Here is a 25,229-nt window from a genome sequence, read left to right as displayed (position 1 = left end):
CGAGATACTGCGCGCTTCGCAACGCTTCGGCAGGGCGCTGTGGAAACGATGGAGTGGTTATCACATCCGAAGTCGCGTGGAGGCCAAAATGCTATGCCTCAAGGCATTCGGCGAACGCATCATGGCGAGGGACCCAGACAGACAAACCGCCGAAATCCACATCCGCATCGCTCTCATGAACCGATTCTCGGCCCTCGGCACCGCCGAGATCGTGTGTGATGGATGAATCCGCCGCGGAAAGGGGAAGCTCGTCCTCAAAACGAGTTGCGCAACAACGCCGTGTGAAAGCAAAAGCTTAACCACAAAAGCTCACCCTAAACCTCCGAGCCAATCAAAGCTCCGCTGGTTTTCAATAGACTGAGCCAGAGCCCGCCCCGGTTTACAGAACGGCACGGGCGGTCATTTTCGGATTTTCGATACCCCTGCCGCCGCTGCAGTGGGGTTTCGCTCTGGCACTCACGCCGCCCCGGCCTCAACTTTCAGGGAGCGCGCTGTCCAACCCGGCAAGCTGCGATATTTCATCCGGATCGCCAGCGGCAAAATCGTCAAGATCTCCGGTCGGAAGGTCTGGCAGTTCGGCGAGATCAGACATATCCGGCAATCCGCCGGCCAGCCCGTCCATGCCCAGCTCTCCTTCGCCGTCAAGCGCAGGAAGCGCCATCGCATCCATTCCGGCATCAAGCCCGCCGCCCATGCCGCCAAGTCCTGCGTCAAGCCCACCGCCAAGACCGCCATCAAATGGGGCTGCATCCAGCCCCCCACCGGCATCCAGGGCAGGCAGCCCCATGTTATCCATGGGTTCTTGCAACCCTTGCGCAGCGATTCCCATATCCAGTTCAAGCGCCGGTGCCGCATCCGGGAGCATGTCCATACCGCCGCTTTCAGAAAACGCTGCGGCATCAGCACCCGCATTTCCTTGGCTTTCGCCCTTTGACAGGTTCAATCGCACGGCACGCGAACCTTTCATTTGGCCAAGACGTCCCTGAGCCACTGAGCTGCCGCCGATCGTCAGCAGATCCGTTTCATAAAGATACGCCGAATCCAGCGGAATCGTATCGCCGATCCGCAGGCCTGCAAACGTCTGCACCGGCACCCGCATCTTGCACAGCACCGCTGTCAGTTCCGCCCGCATCGAGTCGAGGTTTGCCCCAAGTGACGGTCCATTGGCACTGCCGTGCCCCCCTTGCAGCTCTTCTGCCGTGGGCTCTGGCAGGATCAGCTTCATGACACCTTGCATGGCGCCGCAGGCGAGATCCAGTGTCAGCTCAATGATCCGGTAGTCCTCTGCCTCCATCCCCAGCACCAGACTGCGCACATTTTCAACCTGCGCGCCAAATCTGTATCCGGTGAAAAGCGCCTGATCTGTCTGGTCCGCCAGCATGGCGACGACTTTGCTAAAGGTGCGTTCCAGGAAGTCCGAGGTCATGGCAGCATCGGTGGGCGTATAGTTGCGCTCATCCGGTGCTTTGCCGGCCACGGTCCCAATCGTTTGCTGCTGGATCAGTGCGGTCACGGTGGCAGCATCCATACTGGCTGCCCCAAGCCGTCCATGAGGGCAATCCAGGACCACCAGAAGATCCTTGTCCGAAAGCTGTTCAGCCAAATCTTCCGGCACCCGGTTGGATTGCCGTGCAGCCAGAACTGCCATCGGCAGATCGCACAGGTCAGCAGCAGCCCGCGCGACTGAGCGGCGTAACGCCTTCAGCGTCAGGGAACTTGTCAGTCCCCCAGCGCCTTCCTTGGTCGCTGCCAGCTTGCGAGCGAGCACATTGTGCCCGCCGCCGCTTGCCTCTGCTGCTTCTGTTTCAGACATAGGCTGTTTAACCTGCCCCTTACGCGTCCCGTTTCTCCGGTTTTACCCGAAAGGGGGTTAACAACTTCTGTATTCCCGTGCCGGTTTAGCAGCCTTTTCCTCTGAAATCGGTAAGGAAACCCGAAAAGCGCCGCCACCATGCCCCGGCAAGTATGAAACATCGCCCCCCAGCCGCTGCATGACTTCGCGGCAAATCGCCAGACCAAGACCCGCACCACCTGCCCGTTCAGGCCTGACGCGGGCAAATTTTTCAAAGATCACCTGCTGAGAATCCGCCGGAACACCGCTGCCGTTGTCAGCAAAATCAACATAAAGCCGCCCGTCGGCCGCTGACGCAGCGACTGACAGCACCGGCTGCTCTGCGTCGCAGTATTTCTGGGCATTGGTAATCAGGTTGATGAAGACTTGCGCCAAACGGTCCAGGTCAGAAGAAACCCGGTATCCTTCGGCCTCCGGACTGCGTTTGACCTCAAGCGGCCGGTCCAAGCCAGCCAGTGCAGCCGATACCGCGTGGTCCAGCACTTCAGACAAGGTGCCAACGGTGATATTCAGGCTGACCTTGCCGCTTTCAAGAACGCTAAGGTCCAGCAGATCATTCAGCAGCCGGGTCAGCCGCAGCGCCTCGTCGTGAATGATTCCGGCATAGCGGCGCTGTTCTTGCTCATCAAGCCGCCCGGCATCTCTCAGAATCTCCGAAAACGCCCGAATGGATGTCATCGGAGTGCGCAGCTCATGGCTGACCTGGCTCAGGAAGGCGTCTTTCTGCTCCGAGAGCTGAGTCAGCTTTTCATTTGTTTCCCGCAGCTTAAGAGCGGTTGCAGAGAGCTCCGCCGACTGCAGCTCCAGACGGTTGGAATATTCCAGCATCTGTGCAGTTTCATCTGCAACCGCCAGCAGGTCCGCCACAGAAACCGAAGAGCCGCCGGCAATCTGCCCAATCATCGCATGGGCCGCCGCCGCCCCGATAGAGGCGCTGAGCTCCCGCTCCAGCCGCTCCAGAAAGGCCGGTGTCGGTTCCGGCAGCGGTCCACGGCTGCCCTGCCGAATCCGCTCTTGCTCAAAGAAGGCCTGCGCCTCCGTTGCGCCAAGAATCCGCTGCGACATAATCATCAGGTCTTCGCATTGCGCCACTGATCCGGTCCAGCCGCGCGGACCTGCCGAATGGTCAAACACATTGACGAATTGCGCCCCCTGCAACCGCTCCAGCGGGCTGGGAAAGCTGATAAGAGAGACCAGGCAAAACACCAGCGCATTCAGGCTCATCGACCACATGACCGCATGCACCGTCGGATCAAGGCCTTCGATCCCGAACAGCGCCTCTGGCCGCAGCCAGCTGAAACCAAACAGGCCGTCGCGCAGGATATGCGCCGGCAGCAGCCCCCCGCCCAGAGCCGGCAGGAGCATGGTAAAAAGCCAGATACCAAACCCCACAGACAGCCCCGCCAGCGCCCCGCTTCGGGTGGCGCCGCGCCAGAACAGACCGCCCACCAGCGCCGGCAGAAGCTGCGCCACACCCGCAAATGAGATGAGACCGATGGCCGCCAGCGCCGCTGCGCCGCCAGAGAGATGATAATAGAAATACCCCAGCGCCATAATCACTGCGATCGACACCCGCCGCGACAGCAGAACCACGTTCCGTACATCACCAGAGACCGATGCCTGACGGCTTTGCACCCGCAACCAGACCGGCATGACTATGTGGTTCGACACCATCGTCGACAATGCCATCGCGGCCACAATCACCATCGACGTGGCAGACGAAAAGCCGCCCAGAAAGGACAGCATCGCCAGCCCCTGCTGCCCCTGATGCAAAGGAACCGTCAGCACGAACATGTCGGGATTGGCGCCGGCGGGCAGAAGATCCAGCCCGACCACGGCAATTGGCACCACAAACATGGAGATCAGCAGGAGATACAGCGGAAACGCCCAGGAGGCGATCCGCAGATGGCGTTCATCCTCGTTCTCGACGACCATGACCTGGAACATTCGTGGCAGGCAGATAAAGGCCGCGGCCGCCAGAAAGGTGATCGTGGTCCAGCGGCTGCCGTCGACATTCCACTGCCCGATCTGCGAGGCGTCGATGCGGGTCAGCGTTTCACCAATACCGCCTGCAACCCCCCAGACCACAAAAACCCCAACCGCCAGCAGGGCGGCCAGTTTGACGATTGCTTCAAGAGCCACCGCTGTCACGACGCCGTGATGGCGTTCATTGGCATTCAGGTTGCGGGTTCCAAACAGGATCGCAAAGACCGCCAGGCCCGCTGCCACCCAAAACACAGTGGAGGTTTCATTAAATTCCCGCAGCGGATCGGCGTCGGCGAAGATTGCAAAAGACAGTGTAACGGACTGTAATTGCAATGAAATATATGGTGTAACACCAATCACCGCCAGAATGGTCACACCAGCGGCCAGCAGGTTTGACTTGCCATAGCGCGAGGACAACAGGTCGGCAATCGAGGTGATCCGCTGACTGCGCCCGATCCGCACCAGCTTGCGCAGCCCCCACCACCAGCAGATCATCACAAGCGAAGGGCCGAGATAGATCGTCACGAACTCCAGCCCAGAGCGTGCAGCATAGCCAACAGCGCCATAAAAGGTCCATGCGGTGCAGTAGATCGACAGGGACAGCGTGTAGATCAGCGGTGAGCGCATCCATGCGGCACTGCGGCCGCGGCTTGCCTGCCGGTCGGCCCAGAATGCAATGAAAAACAGAAAGGCGACATAGGCCAGGCAGACAAAGGCAAGACCATTCAGAGAGGCCATCAGCTGTCTCCTGCGCGGTCGCCAGCCCGGCCTTCGGTTCCTGCAGCGTCAGGCCCGCCGCCGGTCCAGTGGTCGGCCCATCTCTGAACAGCCAAACTGAAAACAAAACAGGTGGCTATCAGGCCGATCCAGACGGCAAAGATATAGATGATGGCCGCAGACATGCTAACGCCGCCGCGCGTGGCCGGATGGGCTGAGGCCTCCGGCCACAGCAGCGGCAGCGCCAACAGCAACGCCCCCAGCACCGGAAGCAGCCTCGAGATGTCCATCAGCCTGCGGCGGCGGTAGGTCTGGCGCTCTGATCGGGTGCCCGAGTATCTGTTGCCGCGACCCTGCGCCATCGCGGCTTTATCCCTGTCCGGCCTGGGCGTGCAGATCGCGCACAGCGGTAAGCACTTCGGTATTTGAGAACGGTTTGGTCATGAACCGGGTGACCCCGGCTTTCTCCGCCATCTCACGGTCCCGCAATTGGCCGCGGGCGGTCAGCATCAGAACCGGCAAAGTCTGCATGCCCTCTGCTGCGCGCAGTTCACGAACGATTTCCAAGCCGCTTTTGCCGGGCAGCATCAGGTCCAGAATAACCAGGTCGGGACCGGCCTCCCGGATCACCTCTACAGCCGTCGCACCATCGGTATGGGCATCCACGCTCCAGCCGTCGCGCATCAGCAAAAACCGGATAGCCTCGGCGATATTCGGTTCATCTTCAATCAGAACAACATGCCTGCCCATCAGCAGAATTTCCTCCCAGCGCGGTCCCGCAGCCTGTGCGGCCACGGGCACACGGTTATTTTCCCACAGGTTAGCGCCCTGCCCGCGCAAGTGTCAAAACTCTTCCTTCAGGATCGAAGGTTCGCGCCGCGCCGGACAGCCCTGGCGCGGACAGATCCGGCAGCTGGCCCCCACTGGCTGGGGATCCTGCGCGTCCTTGGCCCCCGGCAGGATCAGCATCACCGCACGGTACAGCGGGTCTTCTCCGAAATCCGGCTGTCTCTGCATCCAGGCGGTGGCCATGCAATCAAACGCTTCAGCGTTCCGGCCATATTGCACCACATTTCGCCTGACAGGCACATTCGGATTTACCAGCGCAGCATAGAGCGGCCACAGCGGGCAAGACGCACCAAACCTCGGCATTGCAAAACCAGTTACCGGCTTGCGAAACAGCAATGTGCCGGATGCATCGCAGATGACCAGCCCGGCCTCCTGGCCCAACACATCCTCTGGCAGCGACGCCAGTCGGCGCAGCACCGCAGGCAGCCCGCAGCCGAACCCGCGGGCCAGTGCGACCGGATCAATGCCACCAGCTGATATCTCCCGCTCCAGCGACCGCAAAGGAACCAACATGGCGTCCGCGCGATATTGTTCCAGCATCGCCTGTGCCAAACTGCGCGCCGCCTCGCCAGTCAGCGACGTTGCGTCCCGCACCAGATCCTCTGGTGTGGCAGAGCCATCTTCCAGCGCAGGAAAATGAAATCCGTTGCTCAGGAAAAACGCCTCCGCCTCCTCCTGCGGCATGCCACGACGGTCTGCGCCTATGCCGTCCTCGTCCAGCAAGCTCACAAGCGCACGGCTGCTTTCCGACAGGCGCAGCGAATCCTCATTGAGATTTCTGTGGAAACGGTCGCGCCATTCCGGCTCCAGTTCACCGGTTTCCGCCAGAATGGCGGCGGTGGACCTGATCGCGGCAGCGGTCGACAGCACCTCGTGGACCGAGGCCGCAAGGTTCGGGTCATGGGTCAAACGGTCTGACAGTGTTTCCACCGTCCGCTCCAGCGCGGCGATGCGGCGATGACCGGCTGCCAGAACTTCGGCCCAGCCGGGAAAACGGCCCGCGAATTCATCGGCCCGGTCAAGCTCTGCCACCGGCGCGCCGCTGTCCGCCGCAGCTTCCCGCAGGGTTGAGATCAGTGCCGCCTCGGCCCCCTCGCTGAGCATCGACGGCTCTACGCCCAGAACGCCTGCAATACCGACCAGCAGCTTGCCGCCGATTCTGCGCCGGTTGTGCTCAATCAGATTGAGATATGAGGCAGAGATCCCCGCCTCCCGCGCCAGTTCAGCCTGGCGCATGCCCAGGATCAGCCTGCGCTCGCGGATCCGGCTGCCTGTCAGGGTGTCGCGTGCCATGCCGGCGGGTCTCCCAAAACGCTTCCTTTTCAACAGCTTTCTGCAATGCAAAATAACTTTATTTACAGATCACCGTAACGCAGTGTTCATTTATTTACAGAGTTTTCAAGCTTTAAAAGGGTTTTATTGCTCAAGTTTACACAAGCCGCCCATACTGAATTTGCACAAATTGTGCAGGTACCGCGCAGAAGTGAGGAGCTGGGCAGTGCCAATCATACAAGGGAGGAATACATGCCTAAACTTGACGTTTCGCGTCGCGGCCTATTGCGGACCGGCGCCGTCGCAGGCGCAGGGCTTGCGCTGCCGACGATCTTTACCGCGCAAAGCGCGCATGCTTTTACCAATGAGCCGACAGGCGGCACCGTCACCCTGGGCTTCAACGTGCCCCAGACCGGCCCCTATGCAGACGAAGGCGCCGACGAGCTGCGCGCCTATGAGCTGGCGGTCGAGCACCTGAACGGTGGCGGCGACGCCGGCATGATGAACACCTTCAGCTCCAAGGCGCTGCAGGGCAACGGTATTCTGGGCAAGAAGGTCGAATATGTGACCGGCGACACCCAGACAAAGTCCGACGCGGCCCGCGCCTCGGCCAAGTCGATGATCGAAAAGGACGGCGCGGTGATGATCACCGGCGGCTCCTCTTCTGGTGTGGCCGTGGCCGTGCAGGCGCTGTGCCAGGAGGCAGGCGTGATCTTCATGGCAGGCCTGACCCACTCCAACGACACCACCGGCAAGGACAAGCGGGCCAACGGGTTCCGCCACTTCTTCAACTCCTACATGTCCGGTGCGGCACTGGCGCCGGTGCTGGCAGGCGCCTATGGCACCGACCGCAAAGCCTATCACCTGACCGCGGACTACAATTGGGGCTACACCACCGAAGAAGCGGTCAAATCCTCGACCGAAGCCATGGGCTGGGACACTGTTGCCGCAGTGAAGACCCCGCTGACCCAGACCGACTTCTCGTCCTACATTGCTCCGGTTCTGCAGTCCGGCGCCGACACGCTGGTTCTGAACCACTATGGCGGCAATATGGTGAACTCGCTGACCAATGCTGTGCAGTTCGGCCTGCGCGACAAGCAGGTGAACGGCAAGGATTTCCAGATCGTCGTGCCGCTCTACTCCCGCCTGATGGCCAAGGGTGCGGGCGCCAACGTGAAGGGCATCTTCGGCTCCACCAACTGGCATTGGACCCTGCAGGACGAAGGCTCCAAGGCCTTTGTGAAATCCTTTGGCACAAAATACGGCTTCCCGCCGAGCCAGGCCGCGCACACCACCTATGTGCAGACCCTGCTTTATGCGGATGCGGTTGAACGCGCAGGCTCCTTTGCACCCTGTGCTGTGGCCGAGGCGCTCGAGGACTATGAGTTCGACGGGCTGGGCAACGGCAAGACGCTGTACCGTGGCGCCGACCACCAGTGTTTCAAGGACGTGCTGGTCGTGAAGGGCAAAGAGAACCCGACGTCAGAGTTCGACCTGCTCGAAATCGTCGAAGTCACCCCGGTGGATCAGGTCACCTATGACCCCGATCACCCGCAGTTCTCTGGCGGCGCTCTGGGCACCTGCAACAATGGCGCCTGAAGCAGAGGCCTGACCTGCATTTGAACAGCCGGGCGGGGGCTTTCCCTGTGACAGCCCCCGCCCCATGCTGCGCCCGCCAAAGCCGCCCTGTAACGGGCCCGACCGCATTATGCACTCACACTTTCAAAGGGTGGGACAATGGACGCCATAATCCTCCAAATCCTGAACGGGCTCGACAAGGGCTCAGCCTACGCGCTGATCGCGCTGGGCCTGACACTTATCTTCGGCACGCTGGGCGTCGTGAATTTTGCCCATGGCGCATTGTTCATGATCGGGGCCTTCTGTGCAGTCACCCTGAGCCGCATCCTGACGCTGAGCTATACAATCATCGACGACACGCAGAAGGATTTCCTTGGCAATCCGCTAAAAGTTGACGTCCCCTATGTGCATGGCCTGTTCGGCCAGGCCACGGGCGATGCCATCATCGACTGGGCGGTTCCGCTGTCTCTGATCTTTGCCATTCCCGTCATGATCCTGGTTGGCGTGGTGATGGAACGCGGGCTGATCAAGCATTTCTACAAGCGCCCCCATGCGGACCAGATCCTGGTGACCTTCGGGCTTGCCATCGTGCTGCAGGAGGTGATCAAGTATTTCTACGGCGCCAATCCGATCCCGACTCCGGCCCCCGCGGCCTTCAAGGGCTCGCTGGATTTCGGCGCCATGCTGGGCTTTGATCCGAACCTGATCATCTACCCCTACTGGCGGATCATCTATTTCGGCTTTGCTGCCGTGATCATCGGCGGGGTCTTTGCCTTCCTGCAGTTCACCACCTTCGGCATGGTGGTCCGGGCCGGCATGGCCGACCGCGAGACCGTCGGCCTTCTGGGCATCAACATCGACAAGCGGTTCACCATCATGTTCGGCATTGCCGCCGCCGTCGCCGGCCTGGCTGGCGTCATGTACACGCCGATCAACTCCCCCAATTATCACATGGGCATGGATTTTCTGGTCCTCAGCTTTGTGGTGGTGGTTGTCGGCGGCATGGGGTCTTTGCCTGGTGCGGTGCTGGCAGGCTTCCTGCTGGGCGTGCTGGAGAGCTTTGCCTCGATGCGCGAAGTCATCGACATCATTCCAGGCATCAACCAGATCATCATCTATCTGGTCGCCATCATCATTCTGCTGACCCGCCCGCGAGGCCTGATGGGCCGCAAAGGCGTGATGGAGGACTAAAACCATGTTCAACCTGAGCAAAAAAGACCTGAGCCTCCTGATCCTCGTCGCGGTGCTGACCCTGTTCGCCCCTTTCATCCTGAACCCCTTCCCGGCTGGCAGTGCCATGGCGCAGTTCAATGCAGGCTATCCGGACCTGATGCAGCGGTTTGTGATCTTCGGGATCTTCGCCATCGGCTTTAACATCCTCTTCGGTCTCACCGGCTATCTGTCCTTTGGCCATGCGGCCTTTCTCGGCGTCGGCTCTTATGCGGCGGTCTGGATGTTCAAGCTGCTGAGCATGAACGTGATCCCGGCAATCCTGCTGGCCGTGATCGTCTCCGGCCTGTTCTCGCTGCTGATCGGCTTTATCTCCCTGCGCCGCTCGGGCATCTACTTTTCCATCCTGACGCTGGCCTTTGCCCAGATGATGTTTGCGCTGGCCTATTCCGTGCTCACCCCTGTGACCGGCGGCGAGACCGGCCTGCAGCTGGCCCTGAATGATCCGCGCATCCTCGGTGCCAGCCAGACACCAGAGGGCAACATTCCCGTTCCCGGCCTGTTCGGTCTGGAGATGCGCGACAGTGCTGATCTTGTCATCGGCAGCTGGGTCTTCACCTTCAACGTCGGCTACTATTTCTGCGCGCTGGTCTTGCTGGCCTCTTTCTACCTGTCGATCCGCATCTTCCGCTCTCCCTTCGGGATGATGCTGCGGGCGGTGAAATCAAACCAGCAGCGGATGAACTATACCGGCCTCAATACCCGCCCCTACACGCTCGCAGCCTTTGTGATCTCGGGCATGTATGCCGGGCTGGCTGGCGGGCTGATGGCCTCGATGGACCCGCTGGCAGGTGCTGAGCGGATGCAGTGGACCGCCTCCGGCGAGGTGGTGCTGATGACCATCCTGGGCGGTGCCGGCACATTGATCGGCCCGGTGCTGGGCGCAGGCTTCATCAAATACTTTGAAAACATCTTCTCCAAGATCAACGACAACGTCCTGCACAGCTGGTTCAGCTTTCTGCCGGACGGGCTGGAGAATGCGGTGGTCTTCATCATCCACCCCTTCATCGGCAAGGGCTGGCACCTGACCCTGGGCATCCTGTTCATGCTGGTGGTGATCTTCCTGCCCGGCGGCCTGGTCGAAGGTGGCCAGCGGATCAGAGGCTGGCTCAGGAGCCGCAAGAGCAAAGACAACGGCTCAGCCTCTCATGAAACCAACCCTGCGGAATAAGGAGACAGGCTGATGAGTATCCTTGAAGTCAAAAACGTGGGGAAACGGTTCGGCGGCCTGCAAGCCCTGTCCGAGGTGAACCTCAGCGTAAAGGAAAACTCGGTCCACGCGATCATCGGGCCAAATGGTGCGGGCAAATCCACCCTGCTGAACTGCCTGGTGGGCAAGCTGATCCCCGACACCGGGTCAGTGATGTTCGACGGCCAGTCGGTGCTGGGGCGCGCACCTTACGAGATCAACCAGATGGGCATCTCCCGCGTGTTCCAGACGCCGGAAATCTTCGGCGACCTGACCGTGCTGGAAAACATGTTGATCCCCTGTTTTGCCAAACGCGACGGCGCGTTTGAACTGAATGCGCTTGCCTCAGTGCAAAGCCAGAAGGACATCCTGGAAAAAGCTGAACATATGCTGGAAGAGATGAACATGGCGGACAAGCGGCACATGCATGCCGCCGCCATGTCCCGCGGCGACAAGCGGCGGCTGGAGATTGGCATGTGCCTGAGCCAGGAACCGCGCCTGTTGCTGCTGGATGAACCCACCGCCGGCATGGCGCGGGCCGATACCAACAATACCATCGACCTGTTGAAACAGATCTCGGATGAGCGCGACATCACCATCGCCATCATCGAACACGACATGCATGTGGTGTTCAGCCTCGCCAACCGGATTACCGTGCTGGCCCAGGGCACCCCGCTGGTAGAGGACGACCCAGAAAACATCCGCGGCAACCCGAAGGTGCGCGAAGCGTATCTGGGCGAGTCGGCGTAGGGAGGAACGTCACTCATCCCGAAAAATGGGACCCGGTTTTCGGACAAGATGAGTGAGAAAGGATATAATCATGAACGTCAAACCCGATTTCTCCAAAGGCGCCAACACGGCCGCCACCGCGCCGGCCTTCCTGTCGATCTGGGACATGCATGCCTACTACGGCGAGAGCTATATCGTGCAGGGCATCAGCTTCAACGTCCACGAAGGCGAGATCCTCGCGCTTCTGGGCCGCAACGGCGCAGGCAAGACTTCCACCCTGCGCTCAATCGCCCGCACCGGCTCCCCTTTGGTGACGCGTGGCGAAATTTGGCTGGACCACCAGCCGCTGCACAAAATGGCCTCGCATGAAGCGGCCACCGCTGGCCTGGGTCTGGTGCCCGAAGACCGCCGCATCATTCCCGGTCTGACGGTCGAGGAAAACCTGCAGCTGGCGCAAATTGCCCCGCCGATCGGCTGGTCGCTGGAACGTCTATACGACCTGTTTCCGCGCCTTGGCGAACGGCGCAAACAAGAGGGCGTGACCCTGTCCGGCGGCGAACAGCAGATGCTGGCAATTGCCCGCGCGCTGGCCCGTGACATCAAGGTGCTGCTGCTGGATGAACCTTACGAAGGCCTTGCGCCGGTGATCGTGGATGAGATCGAAAAGACCCTCATCCATATCAAGGAACAGGGCATGACCACCATCATCGTCGAGCAGAACGCTGTCCGCGCCCTGGAACTGGCGGACCGGGCGGTGATCCTCGATACCGGCGGCATCGTCTTTGACGGCACCGCTGCCGAAGTTCTGGAAAATGAGGAGCTGCGCGCCGAATATCTGGCGATCTGAAACCTTTCGGAACATTTTTATCCGCCGCGCCGGGCCCTTGCAAACCGGTTACGGCACCCAAGACCGGCTCATTCCCTTGAGCCGGTCTTTTCCTGTCCCGCATCCGGGAAACCGTCTGATTTCTTTCGTAAACCATGGTTATACGACGCGGAAATCAGCGCCTATCCAACCTGCCTCCTATTCTGCCTGGGCCTCCTCCTCCCGATGTCGATGCCACGGCCCGCAACGCACTGATGCGGGAAGAACAGACAACGCAGAAAGGAAAACATCATGCGCAACTCCATCAAAATCCTGGCCCTCGCTCTTACCCTGCCGGCAGCTGCGGCCGTTGCGTCCAGCTCCGCGATCAGCCCCGATGCTGAGGCCAAAATCCGCAGCATGCTCACCGGTCAGGGATATGACGTGACCGAAGTCGAAGCCGAAGACGGCATGTTCGAAGCCGAGGCCACCAAGGACGGCAAGGACTATGAATTCCACCTGAACGATCAGTTCGAAGTGGTGAAAATCGACGAAGATACCGAAGACGACGATTGATCCGGCTTTGACGCAAAACGGCAGCGGAGCGCACATCCTTTGTGCTCCGGGCCGAAAGGACACAATATGCAAAACTCATATGTCTGGGACCCCGTCGTCCGGCTGTTTCACTGGTCGCTTGTGGCGGGTTTCACCGCCAATGCCCTGTTTACAGACCCCGATGGCTCGCTCCACCACGATATCGGCTACGTCATTGCAGCGCTGATCGGCATACGCATCCTGTGGGGGCTGATCGGAACGCGCCATGCCCGGTTTGCCAGCTTTCCGCCCAGCCTAAAGGCCGCTTCGCGGCAGCTGGAGGACATCGCGGCCCGCCGCAGCGGCAGCCACAAAGGCCACTCTCCCCTGGGGGCCCTGATGATCTACAACCTGCTCTTTGCGATGGCCGGTATCGCCTTGACAGGCTGGCTGCAGACCACCGCTGCCTTTGACGGCATCGGGTGGCCAGAAGAGCTGCACGAAAGTCTTGTCTATTGGGCAGAAGCCTCGGTTCTGCTGCATGTGGCTGCTGTGGTCTTTGAAACCCGCCGCACCAAAGTCAGGCTGGCACGCGCCATGATCACCGGCTACAAGAACCTGCCCGACCGTTCAGCGGAGACATGAAGATGAGCCAGAACCGGCAGGACCCGACCCAGCCCTGGATACTGATCGCCGTGATCGCCGTGCAAGCTCTCTGCGCGGCGGTATTCCTGGGCGACATGTTTGCTGATCTCAGCGGCATGGAAGCTGCAGAACCCGGACAGGGCGAAGGCCCGCACGCCTATGTCGAGGGGCTCGCGGCTGTCGCCCTGCTGGCCGCCATCCTCATCGAAGCGCGCATCCTGATGTGGCTGATGCGGCGCAAGGCGCATCTGGAGGCCAGCCTGAGCTCTGCCCAGGCCGCGGTGCAGGATGTGATCGACACGGAATTTGCCAACTGGAGCCTGACACCGGCGGAACTGGATGTGGCCACCTTTCTGGTCAAAGGGCTGTCCACCGCCGAAATCGCCGCCCTGCGCGGCAGTGCCGAAGGCACCGTCAAGGCGCAGCTGAACGCGATCTACCGCAAATCCGGCGCCAGCAACCGGGCCGAACTGATGAGCCTGCTGATCGACAGCATGATGGGGCAACGCCAGCCCGCCCCGGACGACACCTCTGCCCGCTTCGGCTGAACCCGCCGACACGGCATGCCGCGCGTGCCCACCGCCCGCGCGGAACGCCCCGCAGCAGAAACGCCCTTCAATTCCGCAAAAATACCTGCGTATTAATGCAATATGAGCGATCTTGCCTTTGACTATGCCCCTGTAGGCCTCGCGGTGCTGGACCGCCGCATCATCACCCGATGCAACCTCCAGTTTGCCGCCACTTTCGGCGGGTCAGCTGGCGACTATACCGGCATGCTGGTGGCAGAATTATATCCAAGCCAGGAAGACTACAATCGCATCGGCGCCGTCCTGCAGCAGCCAGAGGCGCAAAGCGGCAGCTACAATGATGAGCGCATCATGCGCCGCCGGTCAGGGGAATTGTTCTGGTGCCGGGTGCGCGGACGTTCTGTGACACCACAAGCTCCCTTTCAGGTCGGCATCTGGTCGTTTGCTGATATTTCAGAGGACCGTCCCGTGGTTTCGCTGACCCCGCGCGAGCGCGAAGTCGCCATTCTCACCTGCAAGGGCTTGTCGGCCAAGGAAATCGGCAAGCAGCTGGAGCTGTCCTACCGAACGGTTGAAAGCCACCGCGCGCATCTGCTGCAGAAATTCGAGGCCCGCAAACTGCCAGAGCTGGTGGCCAAGCTGACCGGCATGCCGCTTTAGAGCAAATTTCGGACGGGCGATTGCAAATCCGTCAATCTACCGCCATGTTACGCCAAGCATCGACAGCGCTTTCCTTGCGGTTAACCTTACCCTATAAGCGCGCTAATTTCCTGCCTGCGCAGCCAACCTGGCCTTTGCAGGCGTGTCGGAACCGGCTTGAGGACAAAATGACGAACAAATCTCACGAAGCGGATGTGGCATTCATCAAGGCGCTGGCGGAACTGCTGCGCGAAAACGATCTGACCGAACTGCAGGTCAAACGGGAATACGGCGAGGATGACAGCCTGAATGTCTGCGTCTCCCGTCAGACTGCAGCCGTTGCTGCTCCGGTTCAGGTACAGATGCCTGCCGCCGCTCCCGCACCGGTGGCCGCCGCAGCGGCCCCTGCCGCAGCTGCCGCTGCCAATGATGATCCCGCCAGCCACCCCGGCGCCGTCGCCTCGCCGATGGTTGGCACAGTCTACCTGGCACCGGAACCCGGCGCAGCTGCATTTATTTCCGTCGGCCAGCAGGTCAGCGAAGGCGACACCCTGCTGATCGTCGAAGCCATGAAGACCATGAACCACATCCCGGCGCCGAAATCCGGCACCGTGAAGCGTATTCTGGTCGAAGACGGCGCCGCCGTGGAGTTCGGAACCCCCCTGGCCATCATCGAGTAAGGATCTGCCATGTTTGACAAGATCCTGATTGCCAACCGGGGTGAGATCGCCCTGCGCGTGATCCGCGCCTGCCGGGAAATGGGCATCAAATCGGTTGCGGTTCATTCCACCGCAGACGCCGACGCAATGCATGTGCGCATGGCCGATGAATCGGTCTGCATCGGCCCGCCCTCCGGCGCCCAGAGCTACCTGTCGATCCCGGCCATCATCTCGGCCTGCGAGATCACCGGCGCCCAGGCGATCCATCCCGGCTATGGCTTCCTGTCGGAAAACGCCAACTTCGTGCAGATCATCGAAGACCACGGGCTGACCTTCATCGGCCCTTCGGCCGAACATATCCGCATCATGGGTGACAAGATCACCGCCAAGGAAACCGCCAAAAACCTCGGCATTCCGGTTGTTCCGGGCTCCGAAGGCGGCGTGCCTGATCTGGCGGCGGCCAAAAAAGCCGCAGCCGACATGGGCTATCCGGTGATCATCAAGGCCACCGCCGGCGGCGGCGGCCGCGGCATGAAAGTGGCGGTGAACGAAAAAGACCTCGAGGTCGCCTTCTCCACCGCCCGTTCAGAAGCCAAGGCTGCCTTTGGCAATGACGAAGTTTACATGGAGAAATACCTCCAGAAACCGCGTCACATCGAAATTCAGGTCTTTGGCGACGGCAAGGGGACCGGCATTCATCTGGCGGAACGCGACTGCTCGCTGCAGCGCCGCCACCAGAAAGTGTTCGAGGAGGCCCCCGGCCCCTGCATCACCCCGGAAGAACGCGCCAGGATCGGCAATATCTGCGCCGACGCCATTGGCAAGATGGGCTATTCCGGTGCCGGCACCGTCGAGTTCCTTTATGAAGACGGCGAGTTCTACTTCATCGAGATGAACACCCGCCTGCAGGTGGAACATCCGGTGACCGAGGCGATCTTTGGTGTCGATCTGGTGCGCGAGCAGATCCGGGTTGCCGAAGGGCTTCCGCTGTCCTTCAGCCAGGACGATCTAGAGATCAACGGCCACGCCATCGAGGTCCGGATCAACGCCGAAAAACTGCCGAATTTCGCCCCCTGCCCGGGCAAGATCACCGCGTTCCACGCGCCCGGTGGACTGGGTGTGCGGATGGATTCGGCGCTTTATGACGGCTACTCGATCCCGCCTTATTATGACTCTCTGATCGGCAAGCTGATCGTGCACGGCCGCGACCGGACCGAAGCGCTGGCACGCCTGAACCGGGCCTTGGGTGAGCTGATCATCGACGGTATCGACACCACCGTGCCGCTGTTTCATGCTCTGCTGCAGGAGCAGGACATCCATACCGGCGACTACGGCATCCACTGGCTGGAACGCTGGCTGGAAGAAAACGCACCGGGCTAAAATCCCGCGGGGCGCACCATCTGGTTGCGCCCCGTTTTACTTTTACCTGCCTTTACCCTTAATACTGGCGTCACCATGAGCCTGACTGCCGATCTCCTGCTGCACGCCTATTCCGCCGGTGTTTTCCCAATGGCCGAACACCGCGACGACCCCGAAGTGTTCTGGGTCGACCCTAAACGGCGCGGCATCCTGCCGCTCGATGGCTTCCGCATCTCCCGCTCTCTGGCCAAGCGCATCCGCAACGGCGGATTTGAAATCACTGTAAACCGGGATTTCGCCGGAGTGGTGGATGGTTGCGCCGACAGGGCTGAGACTTGGATCAGCGCCGAAATCCGCAGCCACTATCTGGAGCTTCATGCTATGGGCAATGCCCATTCGCTGGAGGTTTGGCAGCAGGGTACCCTGGCCGGAGGAACCTATGGCGTCTCGCTGGGCGGCGCATTTTTTGGTGAAAGCATGTTCTCCCGCCACCGCGACGCCTCAAAAGTTGCGCTGGCCTATCTGACAGACCGGCTGGTGCAAGCAGGATTCACCCTGTGCGACACGCAGTTTCTGACCCCGCATCTGGCCTCTCTGGGGGGAATAGAAGTCACACGCGCCCGCTACCACAGCCTGCTGCGTGAGGCTCTGGACAAGGATGCGGACTTCAGGCAGCCGTCTGTACCCGCACCTCAGTTGCTGCTGCAGCGGATGACCCAGACATCATAGCGGCTGTGATCCAGCGCATTCAGCGCCGGGCTGGAGGCAATCATCCAGCCCTGAAAATGCTCTGCGCCGTTTTTCGGATCACGGACCGACAAATAGGCATAAGCATCACCCGTCGGGTTCTCCGCCGGAAAGCGGCAGTCTGACACCGTCACCAGCAACCCGAACATCTCCGCGCTGGCACCAATGGCCACCTCAGCATCCAGAGAATGCCCGTTGACCTTGTCCAGCGCCCGCAGCACCGCTGCAGTGCCCTGTTCAGCCTGCTCCTGCCCCACGGCAGGAACCGCCAGCAGGGCGGCCGTCGTCAAAACTGCCGCAAAGCGCCTCAAGACTCTTCCCCGCCGCCGGCCACAAACTTCACCAGCAGCGAAATCAGGCTGACGGCGCCCTGGGTGTCCTCGATCTCCTCGCCAGCCTCAAAGGCAAAAGGTGAACCGCCCGGCATGATTTCCACAAAATTGCCGCCCAGCAGCCCTTCGGAGGAGATTATGACTGCGCTGTCATCGGGAATCTCGACGCCGTCCTGTACGGAAAACACGGTATCGGCGCGGAAAGTTTCGGCGTTCAGTCCAACGCCGGTCACAGTGCCGATCTTGACACCTGCCAGCCGCACATCGGTGCCGACGCTGACGCCCTCCAGCGACCGGAACGACGCGGTCAGATCATAGGTAGAGCCGCCGCGTGACAGGCCTGCCGCCTGCCCGGCATAAACGGCAAAGCCGATGGCTGCGGCCAGCACAATGCCGCCGGCAAAAACTTCGGTAGGATTATGGGACATGAAATCAGCCTTCTGGCAGATGTGTTTACTCGGGCACCCAGGCCTCGTAATCGCGGCGTTCCTTCGGTTCGCCGCCCACGCGGATCGACCCGGCCGGCGCATAGGCCATCATGGTTCCGGTCAGGTTTTCCTGATGCGGTTTTTCCCAGGCCTTGTGCTTCAGCGGTTTTTCGCTCGGCACCTCATTGAAGGTGCGATGCAGCCAGCCATGCCAATCAGGGCTGACACGGGACGCTTCCACCTCACCGCTGAACATCACCCAGCGCTTGCTGTCGTCCACGTTGCGGTAAAACACGTTGCCCTGATCATCCTCGCCCACCTTGATCCCTTTGCGGGCGGTGAAAATCGCAGTGTTCAGGGTGGAACCGTTCCACCAGGTCACAGCGCGCAGAAGAGTGTTCAGGATTCCCATGGGTACCTCCGGATTTTTCAAGCTCTGATATGGCCCAAATTCCCGCCGGGGTCCAGTGGCTTGCGCCGCGCCCGGCAATCCCCGGCGGGAAATGGCAGTTTTGCCTCAGCCCGGTTTACAGGCTGTTAACAGGATCAGCCTTCAGCCGGAGCCAGCGCCGTCAGTTCGATCTCGATCCGGAACTTCGGGTCAATAAGGTTACATTCCACCATGGTCGCCACCGGCGGGTTGGCGCCAAAAACCTCGGCCAGCACCGGCCAGCAGGGCGCAAACTCGGCTGCATCCGGCAGGTAGTAGTTCACCCGCACCACATCGGCAAAGCTGGCGCCTGCCTTCTCCAGCGCCGCCCCGATGGTGTCCAGCGCCGACCGGCACTGTGCCACAACGTCGTCGCCCTGTCCGACCGTTCCGGCCACATGCACGAAACCGCCCGCAACCACCGCCCGGCAATAGCCGATCTTGGCTTCGAACTCGCCGCCCGAAGAAATCCGCTTGATCATGTCTCTCTCCTCAACATGAAAACGGCGCGGAATTGACCGCGCCGCTTTATCAAAACTTTGGCCTGTCAGCCCGCTGACGCCGGCTCTTTCTCGGCATCCGCGTGGATCATCAGCGGCTGTGCGTCAGAGGTCACGGCCTCCTCGTTCACTACCACTTTGGTGACGCTCTCCATGCCGGGCAGATCGAACATGGTATCCAGCAGGATGTCTTCCATGATCGAGCGCAGGCCACGCGCACCGGTTTTGCGTTCGATGGCCTTCTTGGCAATCGCGCTCAGCGCCTCGTCGGTGAAGTCCAGCTCTGTGTCTTCCAGCTCGAACAGGCGCTGATACTGCTTGACCAGGGCGTTCTTCGGCAAGGTCAGGATGGTGACAAGTGCGTCTTCGTCCAGATCTTCCAGCGTTGCCAGAACCGGCAGGCGGCCGACGAATTCCGGGATCAGACCGAATTTCAGCAGGTCCTCCGGCTCCAGTTCCTTGAAGATCTCGCCGACGCCGCGTTCGTCATTGTCGCGCACGTCAGCGCCAAAGCCCATCGCAGAGCCTTTGCCACGCTGCGCGATAATCCGGTCAAGCCCCGCAAAGGCACCACCGCAGATGAACAGGATATTTGTGGTATCCACCTGCAGGAATTCCTGCTGCGGATGCTTGCGCCCGCCCTGCGGCGGCACAGAGGCCACGGTGCCTTCCATCAGCTTCAACAGCGCCTGCTGCACACCCTCGCCCGACACGTCGCGGGTGATCGAGGGGTTTTCAGACTTGCGGGTGATCTTATCGACCTCATCGATATAAACGATGCCGCGCTGTGCGCGTTCAACGTTGTACTCCGACGCCTGCAGCAGTTTCAGGATGATGTTTTCAACATCCTCGCCCACGTAACCGGCCTCGGTCAGCGTGGTCGCATCCGCCATGGTAAAGGGCACATCCAGAATACGCGCCAGCGTCTGCGCCAGCAAAGTCTTGCCGCAGCCGGTGGGGCCGATCAGCAGGATGTTGGATTTCGCCAGTTCAATGTCCGATCCCGCCTTCTGGGCATGGTTCAGACGCTTGTAGTGATTGTGCACCGCAACCGACAGCACCCGCTTGGCAGTTGCCTGTCCGATCACATAGTCATCCAGCACCTGGCAGATGTCCTTGGGTGTCGGCACGCCGTCTGTGGCCTTGAGGCCCGAAGCCTTGGTCTCTTCACGGATGATATCCATGCACAGTTCAACGCATTCATCACAGATGAATACAGTGGGGCCAGCGATCAGCTTGCGCACTTCATGCTGGCTCTTGCCGCAGAAGCTGCAATAGAGGGTGTTTTTGCTGTCGCCGCCTGAATTCGTCGCCATGGTCTACCTTTCAGTCCGCCCGGTCCGCTGCTCCCGCGCTGCGGGGCTACTCAACTTTTGGCCAGCTTAAGCCAGTGCTTAGGCCGCCACAATGTGAAAGTGTGCCCTATCTTACGCGCCAGGGCACACGGCTGTTCACAAGCGCAGGCGTCAGGCCTGCTCGTCGTCGCCCTTGGCACGGTTTTCGACGATTTCGTCGATCAGGCCAAATTCCTTGGCCTCTTCCGGAGACATGAAGTTGTCGCGCTCCAGCGCATCGACGATTTTTTCGTATTCCTGACCGGTGTGCTTGACGTAAATCTCGTTCAGGCGCTTCTTCAGCTTCAGGGTCTCTTCAGCATGAATCATAATGTCGGTCGCCTGACCCTGGAAGCCGCCGGAGGGCTGGTGCACCATCACGCGGGAATTGGGCAGGCTGAACCGCATGCCTTTTTCGCCAGCCGTCAGCAGCAGGGACCCCATCGAGGCCGCCTGGCCGATCACCAGGGTCGAGACCTTCGGCTTGATGTACTGCATGGTGTCATAGATCGACAGGCCAGAGGTCACAACGCCGCCGGGGCTGTTGATGTACATCGAAATTTCCTTGGACGGGTTTTCCGCCTCAAGATGCAAAAGCTGCGCCACGATCAGCGAGCTCATCCCGTCATGTACCGGTCCATTCAGGAAAATGATCCGCTCCTTCAGCAGGCGGGAAAAGATGTCATAGGCCCGCTCTCCCCGGCTGGTTTGTTCAACCACCATCGGGACCAGGGTGTTCATGTATGTTTCTCTGGGATCAATCATTGCAACCTGCCTGCGTTGTTTATGTCCGGCACCATACCCGACAGTGTGTTACCCGAGTCTTAGTATCGCCCCTTTTGACCTGCAAGAGGTGGCGGGCATTTTCCCGCTGACGCAAACCTGCCTCCGGTGTCGCAATCTGCTGGAGCGCTGTCGCTATTCTTGGGCTGCGGACAGCACCGGCGCCTTAGGAACCAAAATCAAGTCCAAATTCCGCCCGGCGTTTTTTCCGGGTGCTGCGCTGGGGTCCCGCCATGTCCGATGACAGCTTCGTTCAGAAAGGCGCCGCCGCCAATCTTGCCGTCCCGTTCGAGGGCGCGCCGCAGGATTTCTATTTTCTGCTGCTGCCCAAAGCCACGATGCTGCCGATAGCTGCCGCCATCGAACCTCTACGCATTGCCAATCAGGTGACCGGCACCCGGCTTTACCGCTGGTACATCATGACAGAGGACGGCCAGCCGCTGCGCTGCTCCAACGGCATGGTGGTGACACCCGACACCCAGCTGCAGCCCCTGCCCTCGGACTCGCTTGGCTTTGTCTGCGCCGGTGTGGAGCCCAATACCGCAGCCAGCGAGACCACCTTGAACTGGCTGCGCCGCGAAAGCCGCTTTGGCCGCTCCATCGGCGGCATCTGCACCGGTGCCTTTGCGCTGGCGCAGGCCGGCCTGATTAAAAACCACAAATTCACCCTGCACTGGGAAAACCAGCCGGGCTTTCTGGAGAGCTATCCGAATCTGGAGCCCTCGCCCAATATTTTTGAGATTTCCGGCCCGCTGATGACCTGCGGCGGCGGCAATGCGGCAACCGACATGATGCTGCATCTGATCGAAGAGCGCCACGGCAAGCAGCTGGCGATCATTGTTGCGGACATGTGCCTGCACGTGCGCTCCGGCGGTCAGGCGGCGCCGCAGAAATCGAACTATGCCGTGGCCATCGGCAGCCGCAACCAGCGCCTGCTGAACGCGTTGCAGCTGATGCAGGAATCCATCGAGGAACCGCTGTCCATCGGCGAGCTGTGCGACCGGCTCGACATCTCGCGCAGGCAACTTGAACGGCTGTTCTCGCGCTACCTGAGCCAAAGCCCGATGCATGTCTACTTCGACATGCGGCTCAGCCATGCGTTTGCCTTGATGAATGAAACCTCGATGAGCGTTACCGAAATCGCGCTTGCCTCCGGTTTCAACTCAGCCACGCATTTCTCCCGCCAGTTCAAACGCAAATTCGGCGCAAGCCCGCATTTCTTCCGCAAGGGCTGGAGCTGATACCCGCCGCGGCTCCATAAGGGGCCCCAAAAGGGCGCGCGTCTGACGCCTTTAGCCGCAGCAGGCCGGCTGCCTGAACAGCCTTCGCTACATTCATAAATACCAAATTGGTAATTTTTCTTTTGGCCATTCCCGGAACTTCTGCTAATCGGTCCTCCACATTATATTGATAATACGCACACAGCCCGCTGCGCCGCAGCCAGTGCGGAATTCAATAAAGGAAGATGGCACACCGGTGCTGTCAGGAGACCCAAGATGCCATTGCCCGAGTTTTCAGCCGACATGGATCCTGAACAAAAGGAAAAAATGGCCGCAAACGCAACCAAGGCGTCCAGCTTTCTCAAGGCCATCAGCCATCAGGGCCGCCTCATGATCCTATGCCACCTGGTCTCTGGCGAGAAATCAGTGACGGAGCTGGAACACCTGCTGTCAGCCCGGCAGGCGGCGGTTTCCCAGCAGCTGTCCCGTCTGCGTCTGGAAGGGCTGGTTGTTCCGCGCCGGGACGGCAAGGCAATCTACTACAGTTTGGCAGATGACAAGCCGCGCCTCGTGATGGAGCTAGTCTATCAGTTGTTCTGCGACGACGACAGCTGACACGCTTCGCCCACGGGCCAGACAGGCACACAACCGGGAACCGCCAGTGCCGTGAACCAGACGGCAGATACCCCGTGTGATGCGACAGTTTTATGTTGCGAAAGTTTGGTAACATGTTCCAGCCTTCAAACCACTGTTACATGCCAGCGCAAAAAGGCACCGGTCCGGGTCAGGCATCTTAGCCGGCCGGAACCAATCGACGAGACCACTGGAGCCCGCCATGGACCGCAAGCACATCATTGACGACCCGCAAACCTGCAACAAGGCAGAAGCCTTTGAAGCATTTGACGATATTCCCGCCAATCCCAGCCTTTCCCGCACCATTGGCGATGTAATCGCCGCCCGCTACGGCCGCCGGGATATGCTCAAGGGCCTGCTGGGTGTTTCCGCCTCAGCCGCGCTGTTCGGCGCCTCTGCCCTGACAGCCCCACGCCAGGCCGCCGCCGTTGGCGCGCAGTCCAGCAGCCGCTACGCCTTTGACGAACTCACCTGGGGCAACGATGAAACCCATCATGTCGCCGACGGGTATGAGGCAGATATTCTGCTGCGCTGGGGCGACCCGGTGACCGCTGACGCGCCCGAATTCGATGTCATGAACCAAAGCGCCGAAGCACAGCTGCAGCAATTCGGCTACAATAATGACTACGTCGGTTTCACCCCGCTGAACGCCGATGGCAGCCGCGGCCTGCTGTGCGTGAACCATGAATACACCAACGAAGAGGTCATGTTTCCCGGCCTCGGCCGCCAGGACAAGGCCGATTTCGCCGGCATGACCAAGGCGCTGGTGGACATTGAAATGGCTGCGCATGGCGGCTCAGTTGTGGAAATTGCCCGCAACGCGCACGGCAAATGGTCAGTGGTGCGCGACGGCGGGATGAACCGCCGAATCACACCGCTGAACACAGCCATGTCCCTGGACGGCCCCGCCGCAGGCCACCCCCGCCTGCAGACCAGCGAAGACCCCTCCGGTACCAAGGTCATCGGCACCCTCAACAATTGCGCCGGCGGTATGACCCCCTGGGGCACCTGGCTGATGGCCGAGGAGAACTTCCACGGCTACTTCTGGACCGACAAGCTGGATGCAAATGGCAAGCCGGACCTCTCGGCGCAGCCTGAAGCCGCGCAGATGCAACGCTACGGCGCGCCGGGCCGCTGGTATGCCTGGGGCAAATACTATGACCGCTTCAACATCGACAAGGAACCAAACGAGCTGAACCGCTTTGGCTGGGTGGTCGAAGTCGATCCGCGCAACCCGCAGGCCAAGCCGGTGAAACACACCGCTCTGGGCCGTTTCCGCCACGAAGGCGCAGAAACCACCACCTCCAGGGACGGGCATCTGGTGGTCTACATGGGCGATGATGCGCGGTTTGACTACCAGTACAAATATGTCTCTGCCGGCACCGTTTCACAGGATTCGGCCGCAAATGCGAAACTGCTGAGCGAAGGCACGCTTTACGTGGCCCGATTTGACCAGGACGGCTCTGTCCACTGGCTGCCGCTGGTTCATGGCCAGGGACCGCTCACGGCCGAGAACGGCTTTGCCAGCCAGGCGGATGTGCTGATCGACGCGCGCCTGGCTGCCGACGCCCTGGGCGCCACCCCGATGGACCGCCCCGAGGACGCCCAGCCGCGCGGCGACGGCACCGCCTATATCATGCTGACCAACAACTCCCGACGCGGCGAGGACCAGCTGGATGCCGCCAACCCGCGGGCCCAATCCAGCTTTGGCCATATCATCGAGATCAAGGAAGACAGCGGCGACCACGCGGCCACCCGCGGCACCTGGTCGATCCTGGTGAAATGCGGCGATCCGCAGCTGACCGAAGTGGGCGCGCAGTGGAACCCTGAAACCTCTGAAAACGGCTGGTTCGGCTCCCCCGACAACTGCGCATTTGACGCCGATGGCCGCCTCTGGGTCTCAACCGACCAGGGCAGCAAATGGGGTAAGACCGGAAAATCCGATGGTCTGTACGGGATGGAAACCGAAGGCAGCTTGCGCGGTCATTCCAAACTGTTCTTCCGCTGCCCGGTGGGCGGCGAGCTGTGCGGGCCGTATTTTGCACCGGACGGCGAAACCCTGTTTCTGGCAGTGCAGCACCCGGGCACAGACGGCACCAAGGATCTGAAAGGGTTTGAGCGCGCCTCAACCTTTGAAGACCCCGCCACCCGCTGGCCGGATTTCGACCCGCAGATGCCACCGCGCCCCTCAGTGGTGGTCGTGACCCGCAAGGGCGGCGGCAAGATCGCAGTCTGACCCCGAAATCCGCAGG

At 60.7% G+C, this 25,229-nt stretch carries 26 protein-coding genes and 1 pseudogene; 16 read left to right on the top strand and 11 right to left on the bottom strand.

Annotated features, from left to right (window positions below; genetic code table 11):
• Window positions 1–226 (top strand): annotated as a pseudogene (locus ACP151_RS11710) (IS5/IS1182 family transposase); the annotation flags it as partial.
• Window positions 227–472: 246 nt separating this feature from the next.
• Here ACP151_RS11710 and ACP151_RS11705 read toward each other — a convergent pair.
• The 5 genes from ACP151_RS11705 to ACP151_RS11685 form a co-directional block, all read right to left on the bottom strand.
• Window positions 473–1,813 carry a FliM/FliN family flagellar motor C-terminal domain-containing protein gene (locus tag ACP151_RS11705; protein ID WP_424979088.1) on the bottom strand — a complete coding sequence of 447 codons (1,341 nt, stop codon included), beginning with the start codon at window positions 1,811–1,813 and terminating at the stop codon, window positions 473–475.
• Window positions 1,814–1,870: 57 nt separating this feature from the next.
• Window positions 1,871–4,576 (bottom strand): ATP-binding protein, encoded by a 2,706-nt coding sequence (locus ACP151_RS11700; protein ID WP_424979087.1) that lies wholly within the window; start codon window positions 4,574–4,576, stop codon window positions 1,871–1,873.
• On the bottom strand, window positions 4,576–4,917 hold the full coding sequence (locus ACP151_RS11695; protein ID WP_424979086.1) for a hypothetical protein: 342 nt from the start codon (window positions 4,915–4,917) through the stop codon (window positions 4,576–4,578). The genes ACP151_RS11700 and ACP151_RS11695 overlap by 1 nt, the downstream gene beginning before the upstream one ends.
• 7 nt (window positions 4,918–4,924) lie before the next feature.
• Window positions 4,925–5,305 carry a response regulator transcription factor gene (locus ACP151_RS11690; RefSeq protein ID WP_424979084.1) on the bottom strand — a complete coding sequence of 127 codons (381 nt, stop codon included), beginning with the start codon at window positions 5,303–5,305 and terminating at the stop codon, window positions 4,925–4,927.
• Window positions 5,306–5,398: 93 nt separating this feature from the next.
• The gene (locus tag ACP151_RS11685) at window positions 5,399–6,697 is read right to left on the bottom strand and encodes a short-chain fatty acyl-CoA regulator family protein (RefSeq protein ID WP_424979083.1); all 1,299 of its coding nucleotides are present in this window, start codon (window positions 6,695–6,697) and stop codon (window positions 5,399–5,401) included.
• A gap of 231 nt (window positions 6,698–6,928) precedes the next feature.
• Here ACP151_RS11685 and ACP151_RS11680 point away from each other — a divergent pair, with 231 nt between their 5' ends.
• The 12 genes from ACP151_RS11680 (at window position 6,929) to aat (ending at window position 17,299) form a co-directional block, all read left to right on the top strand.
• Window positions 6,929–8,275 carry an ABC transporter substrate-binding protein gene (locus ACP151_RS11680; protein ID WP_424979082.1) on the top strand — a complete coding sequence of 449 codons (1,347 nt, stop codon included), beginning with the start codon at window positions 6,929–6,931 and terminating at the stop codon, window positions 8,273–8,275.
• Between the two features lie 138 nt (window positions 8,276–8,413).
• On the top strand, window positions 8,414–9,445 hold the full coding sequence (locus ACP151_RS11675) for a branched-chain amino acid ABC transporter permease (protein ID WP_424979081.1): 1,032 nt from the start codon (window positions 8,414–8,416) through the stop codon (window positions 9,443–9,445).
• A gap of 4 nt (window positions 9,446–9,449) precedes the next feature.
• Complete coding sequence (locus ACP151_RS11670) at window positions 9,450–10,655, top strand: branched-chain amino acid ABC transporter permease (RefSeq protein WP_424979080.1); 1,206 nt, start codon at window positions 9,450–9,452, stop codon at window positions 10,653–10,655.
• 12 nt (window positions 10,656–10,667) lie between these two features.
• Window positions 10,668–11,423, top strand: a complete 756-nt coding sequence (locus ACP151_RS11665; RefSeq protein ID WP_424979079.1) for an ABC transporter ATP-binding protein — start codon at window positions 10,668–10,670, stop codon at window positions 11,421–11,423.
• Window positions 11,424–11,493: 70 nt separating this feature from the next.
• On the top strand, window positions 11,494–12,249 hold the full coding sequence (locus ACP151_RS11660) for an ABC transporter ATP-binding protein (protein WP_424979078.1): 756 nt from the start codon (window positions 11,494–11,496) through the stop codon (window positions 12,247–12,249).
• A gap of 270 nt (window positions 12,250–12,519) precedes the next feature.
• Window positions 12,520–12,783, top strand: a complete 264-nt coding sequence (locus ACP151_RS11655) for a PepSY domain-containing protein (RefSeq protein WP_424979077.1) — start codon at window positions 12,520–12,522, stop codon at window positions 12,781–12,783.
• Between the two features lie 66 nt (window positions 12,784–12,849).
• Window positions 12,850–13,386: a cytochrome b/b6 domain-containing protein gene (locus ACP151_RS11650; RefSeq protein ID WP_424979076.1), complete on the top strand. Its 537-nt coding sequence runs from the start codon at window positions 12,850–12,852 to the stop codon at window positions 13,384–13,386.
• A 2-nt stretch (window positions 13,387–13,388) separates the two neighbouring features.
• Complete coding sequence (locus ACP151_RS11645; RefSeq protein ID WP_424979075.1) at window positions 13,389–13,934, top strand: helix-turn-helix transcriptional regulator; 546 nt, start codon at window positions 13,389–13,391, stop codon at window positions 13,932–13,934.
• A gap of 102 nt (window positions 13,935–14,036) precedes the next feature.
• Window positions 14,037–14,573, top strand: a complete 537-nt coding sequence (locus tag ACP151_RS11640) for a LuxR C-terminal-related transcriptional regulator (RefSeq protein WP_424979074.1) — start codon at window positions 14,037–14,039, stop codon at window positions 14,571–14,573.
• Between the two features lie 167 nt (window positions 14,574–14,740).
• Window positions 14,741–15,232 (top strand): acetyl-CoA carboxylase biotin carboxyl carrier protein, encoded by a 492-nt coding sequence (gene accB / locus ACP151_RS11635; RefSeq protein WP_424979073.1) that lies wholly within the window; start codon window positions 14,741–14,743, stop codon window positions 15,230–15,232.
• Window positions 15,233–15,241: 9 nt separating this feature from the next.
• A complete protein-coding gene (accC, locus tag ACP151_RS11630; protein WP_424979072.1) occupies window positions 15,242–16,591 on the top strand; it encodes an acetyl-CoA carboxylase biotin carboxylase subunit in 1,350 nt (449 codons plus the stop codon).
• Window positions 16,592–16,666: 75 nt separating this feature from the next.
• A complete protein-coding gene (gene aat, locus ACP151_RS11625) occupies window positions 16,667–17,299 on the top strand; it encodes a leucyl/phenylalanyl-tRNA--protein transferase (RefSeq protein WP_424979071.1) in 633 nt (210 codons plus the stop codon).
• On the opposite strand, the gene ACP151_RS11620 is transcribed toward aat, so the two are convergent.
• The 6 genes from ACP151_RS11620 to ACP151_RS11595 form a co-directional block, all read right to left on the bottom strand.
• Window positions 17,263–17,628 (bottom strand): DUF2155 domain-containing protein, encoded by a 366-nt coding sequence (locus ACP151_RS11620; protein ID WP_424979070.1) that lies wholly within the window; start codon window positions 17,626–17,628, stop codon window positions 17,263–17,265. The two genes, aat and ACP151_RS11620, sit on opposite strands and share 37 nt — an antisense overlap.
• Window positions 17,625–18,077: an outer membrane lipid asymmetry maintenance protein MlaD gene (gene mlaD / locus ACP151_RS11615; RefSeq protein WP_424979069.1), complete on the bottom strand. Its 453-nt coding sequence runs from the start codon at window positions 18,075–18,077 to the stop codon at window positions 17,625–17,627. Before mlaD ends, ACP151_RS11620 begins: the two co-directional genes overlap by 4 nt.
• A 25-nt stretch (window positions 18,078–18,102) precedes the next feature.
• Window positions 18,103–18,489 (bottom strand): NADH:ubiquinone oxidoreductase subunit NDUFA12, encoded by a 387-nt coding sequence (locus ACP151_RS11610; RefSeq protein WP_424979068.1) that lies wholly within the window; start codon window positions 18,487–18,489, stop codon window positions 18,103–18,105.
• 134 nt (window positions 18,490–18,623) lie between these two features.
• On the bottom strand, window positions 18,624–18,989 hold the full coding sequence (locus tag ACP151_RS11605; RefSeq protein WP_424979067.1) for a RidA family protein: 366 nt from the start codon (window positions 18,987–18,989) through the stop codon (window positions 18,624–18,626).
• A gap of 65 nt (window positions 18,990–19,054) precedes the next feature.
• Window positions 19,055–20,323: an ATP-dependent Clp protease ATP-binding subunit ClpX gene (gene clpX / locus ACP151_RS11600; RefSeq protein ID WP_424979066.1), complete on the bottom strand. Its 1,269-nt coding sequence runs from the start codon at window positions 20,321–20,323 to the stop codon at window positions 19,055–19,057.
• Between the two features lie 150 nt (window positions 20,324–20,473).
• Entirely contained in the window at window positions 20,474–21,106 is a 633-nt protein-coding gene (locus ACP151_RS11595) for an ATP-dependent Clp protease proteolytic subunit (RefSeq protein ID WP_424979065.1), read from the bottom strand.
• 251 nt (window positions 21,107–21,357) lie between these two features.
• On the opposite strand from ACP151_RS11595, the gene ACP151_RS11590 reads away from it, so the two are divergent.
• The 3 genes from ACP151_RS11590 (at window position 21,358) to ACP151_RS11580 (ending at window position 25,213) form a co-directional block, all read left to right on the top strand.
• The gene (locus ACP151_RS11590) at window positions 21,358–22,365 is read left to right on the top strand and encodes a GlxA family transcriptional regulator (protein ID WP_424979064.1); all 1,008 of its coding nucleotides are present in this window, start codon (window positions 21,358–21,360) and stop codon (window positions 22,363–22,365) included.
• A 255-nt stretch (window positions 22,366–22,620) separates the two neighbouring features.
• Complete coding sequence (locus ACP151_RS11585) at window positions 22,621–22,959, top strand: ArsR/SmtB family transcription factor (RefSeq protein WP_424979063.1); 339 nt, start codon at window positions 22,621–22,623, stop codon at window positions 22,957–22,959.
• 220 nt (window positions 22,960–23,179) lie between these two features.
• Window positions 23,180–25,213 (top strand): PhoX family protein, encoded by a 2,034-nt coding sequence (locus ACP151_RS11580; protein WP_424979062.1) that lies wholly within the window; start codon window positions 23,180–23,182, stop codon window positions 25,211–25,213.
• The last annotated feature ends 16 nt before the right edge of the window (window positions 25,214–25,229 follow it).

The organism is Leisingera sp. S232, assembly GCF_049800895.1.
Lineage (GTDB): Bacteria > Pseudomonadota > Alphaproteobacteria > Rhodobacterales > Rhodobacteraceae > Leisingera.
Note: the sequence above shows the minus strand (reverse complement) of the source record. Positions and strands in the feature narration are given on the sequence as shown.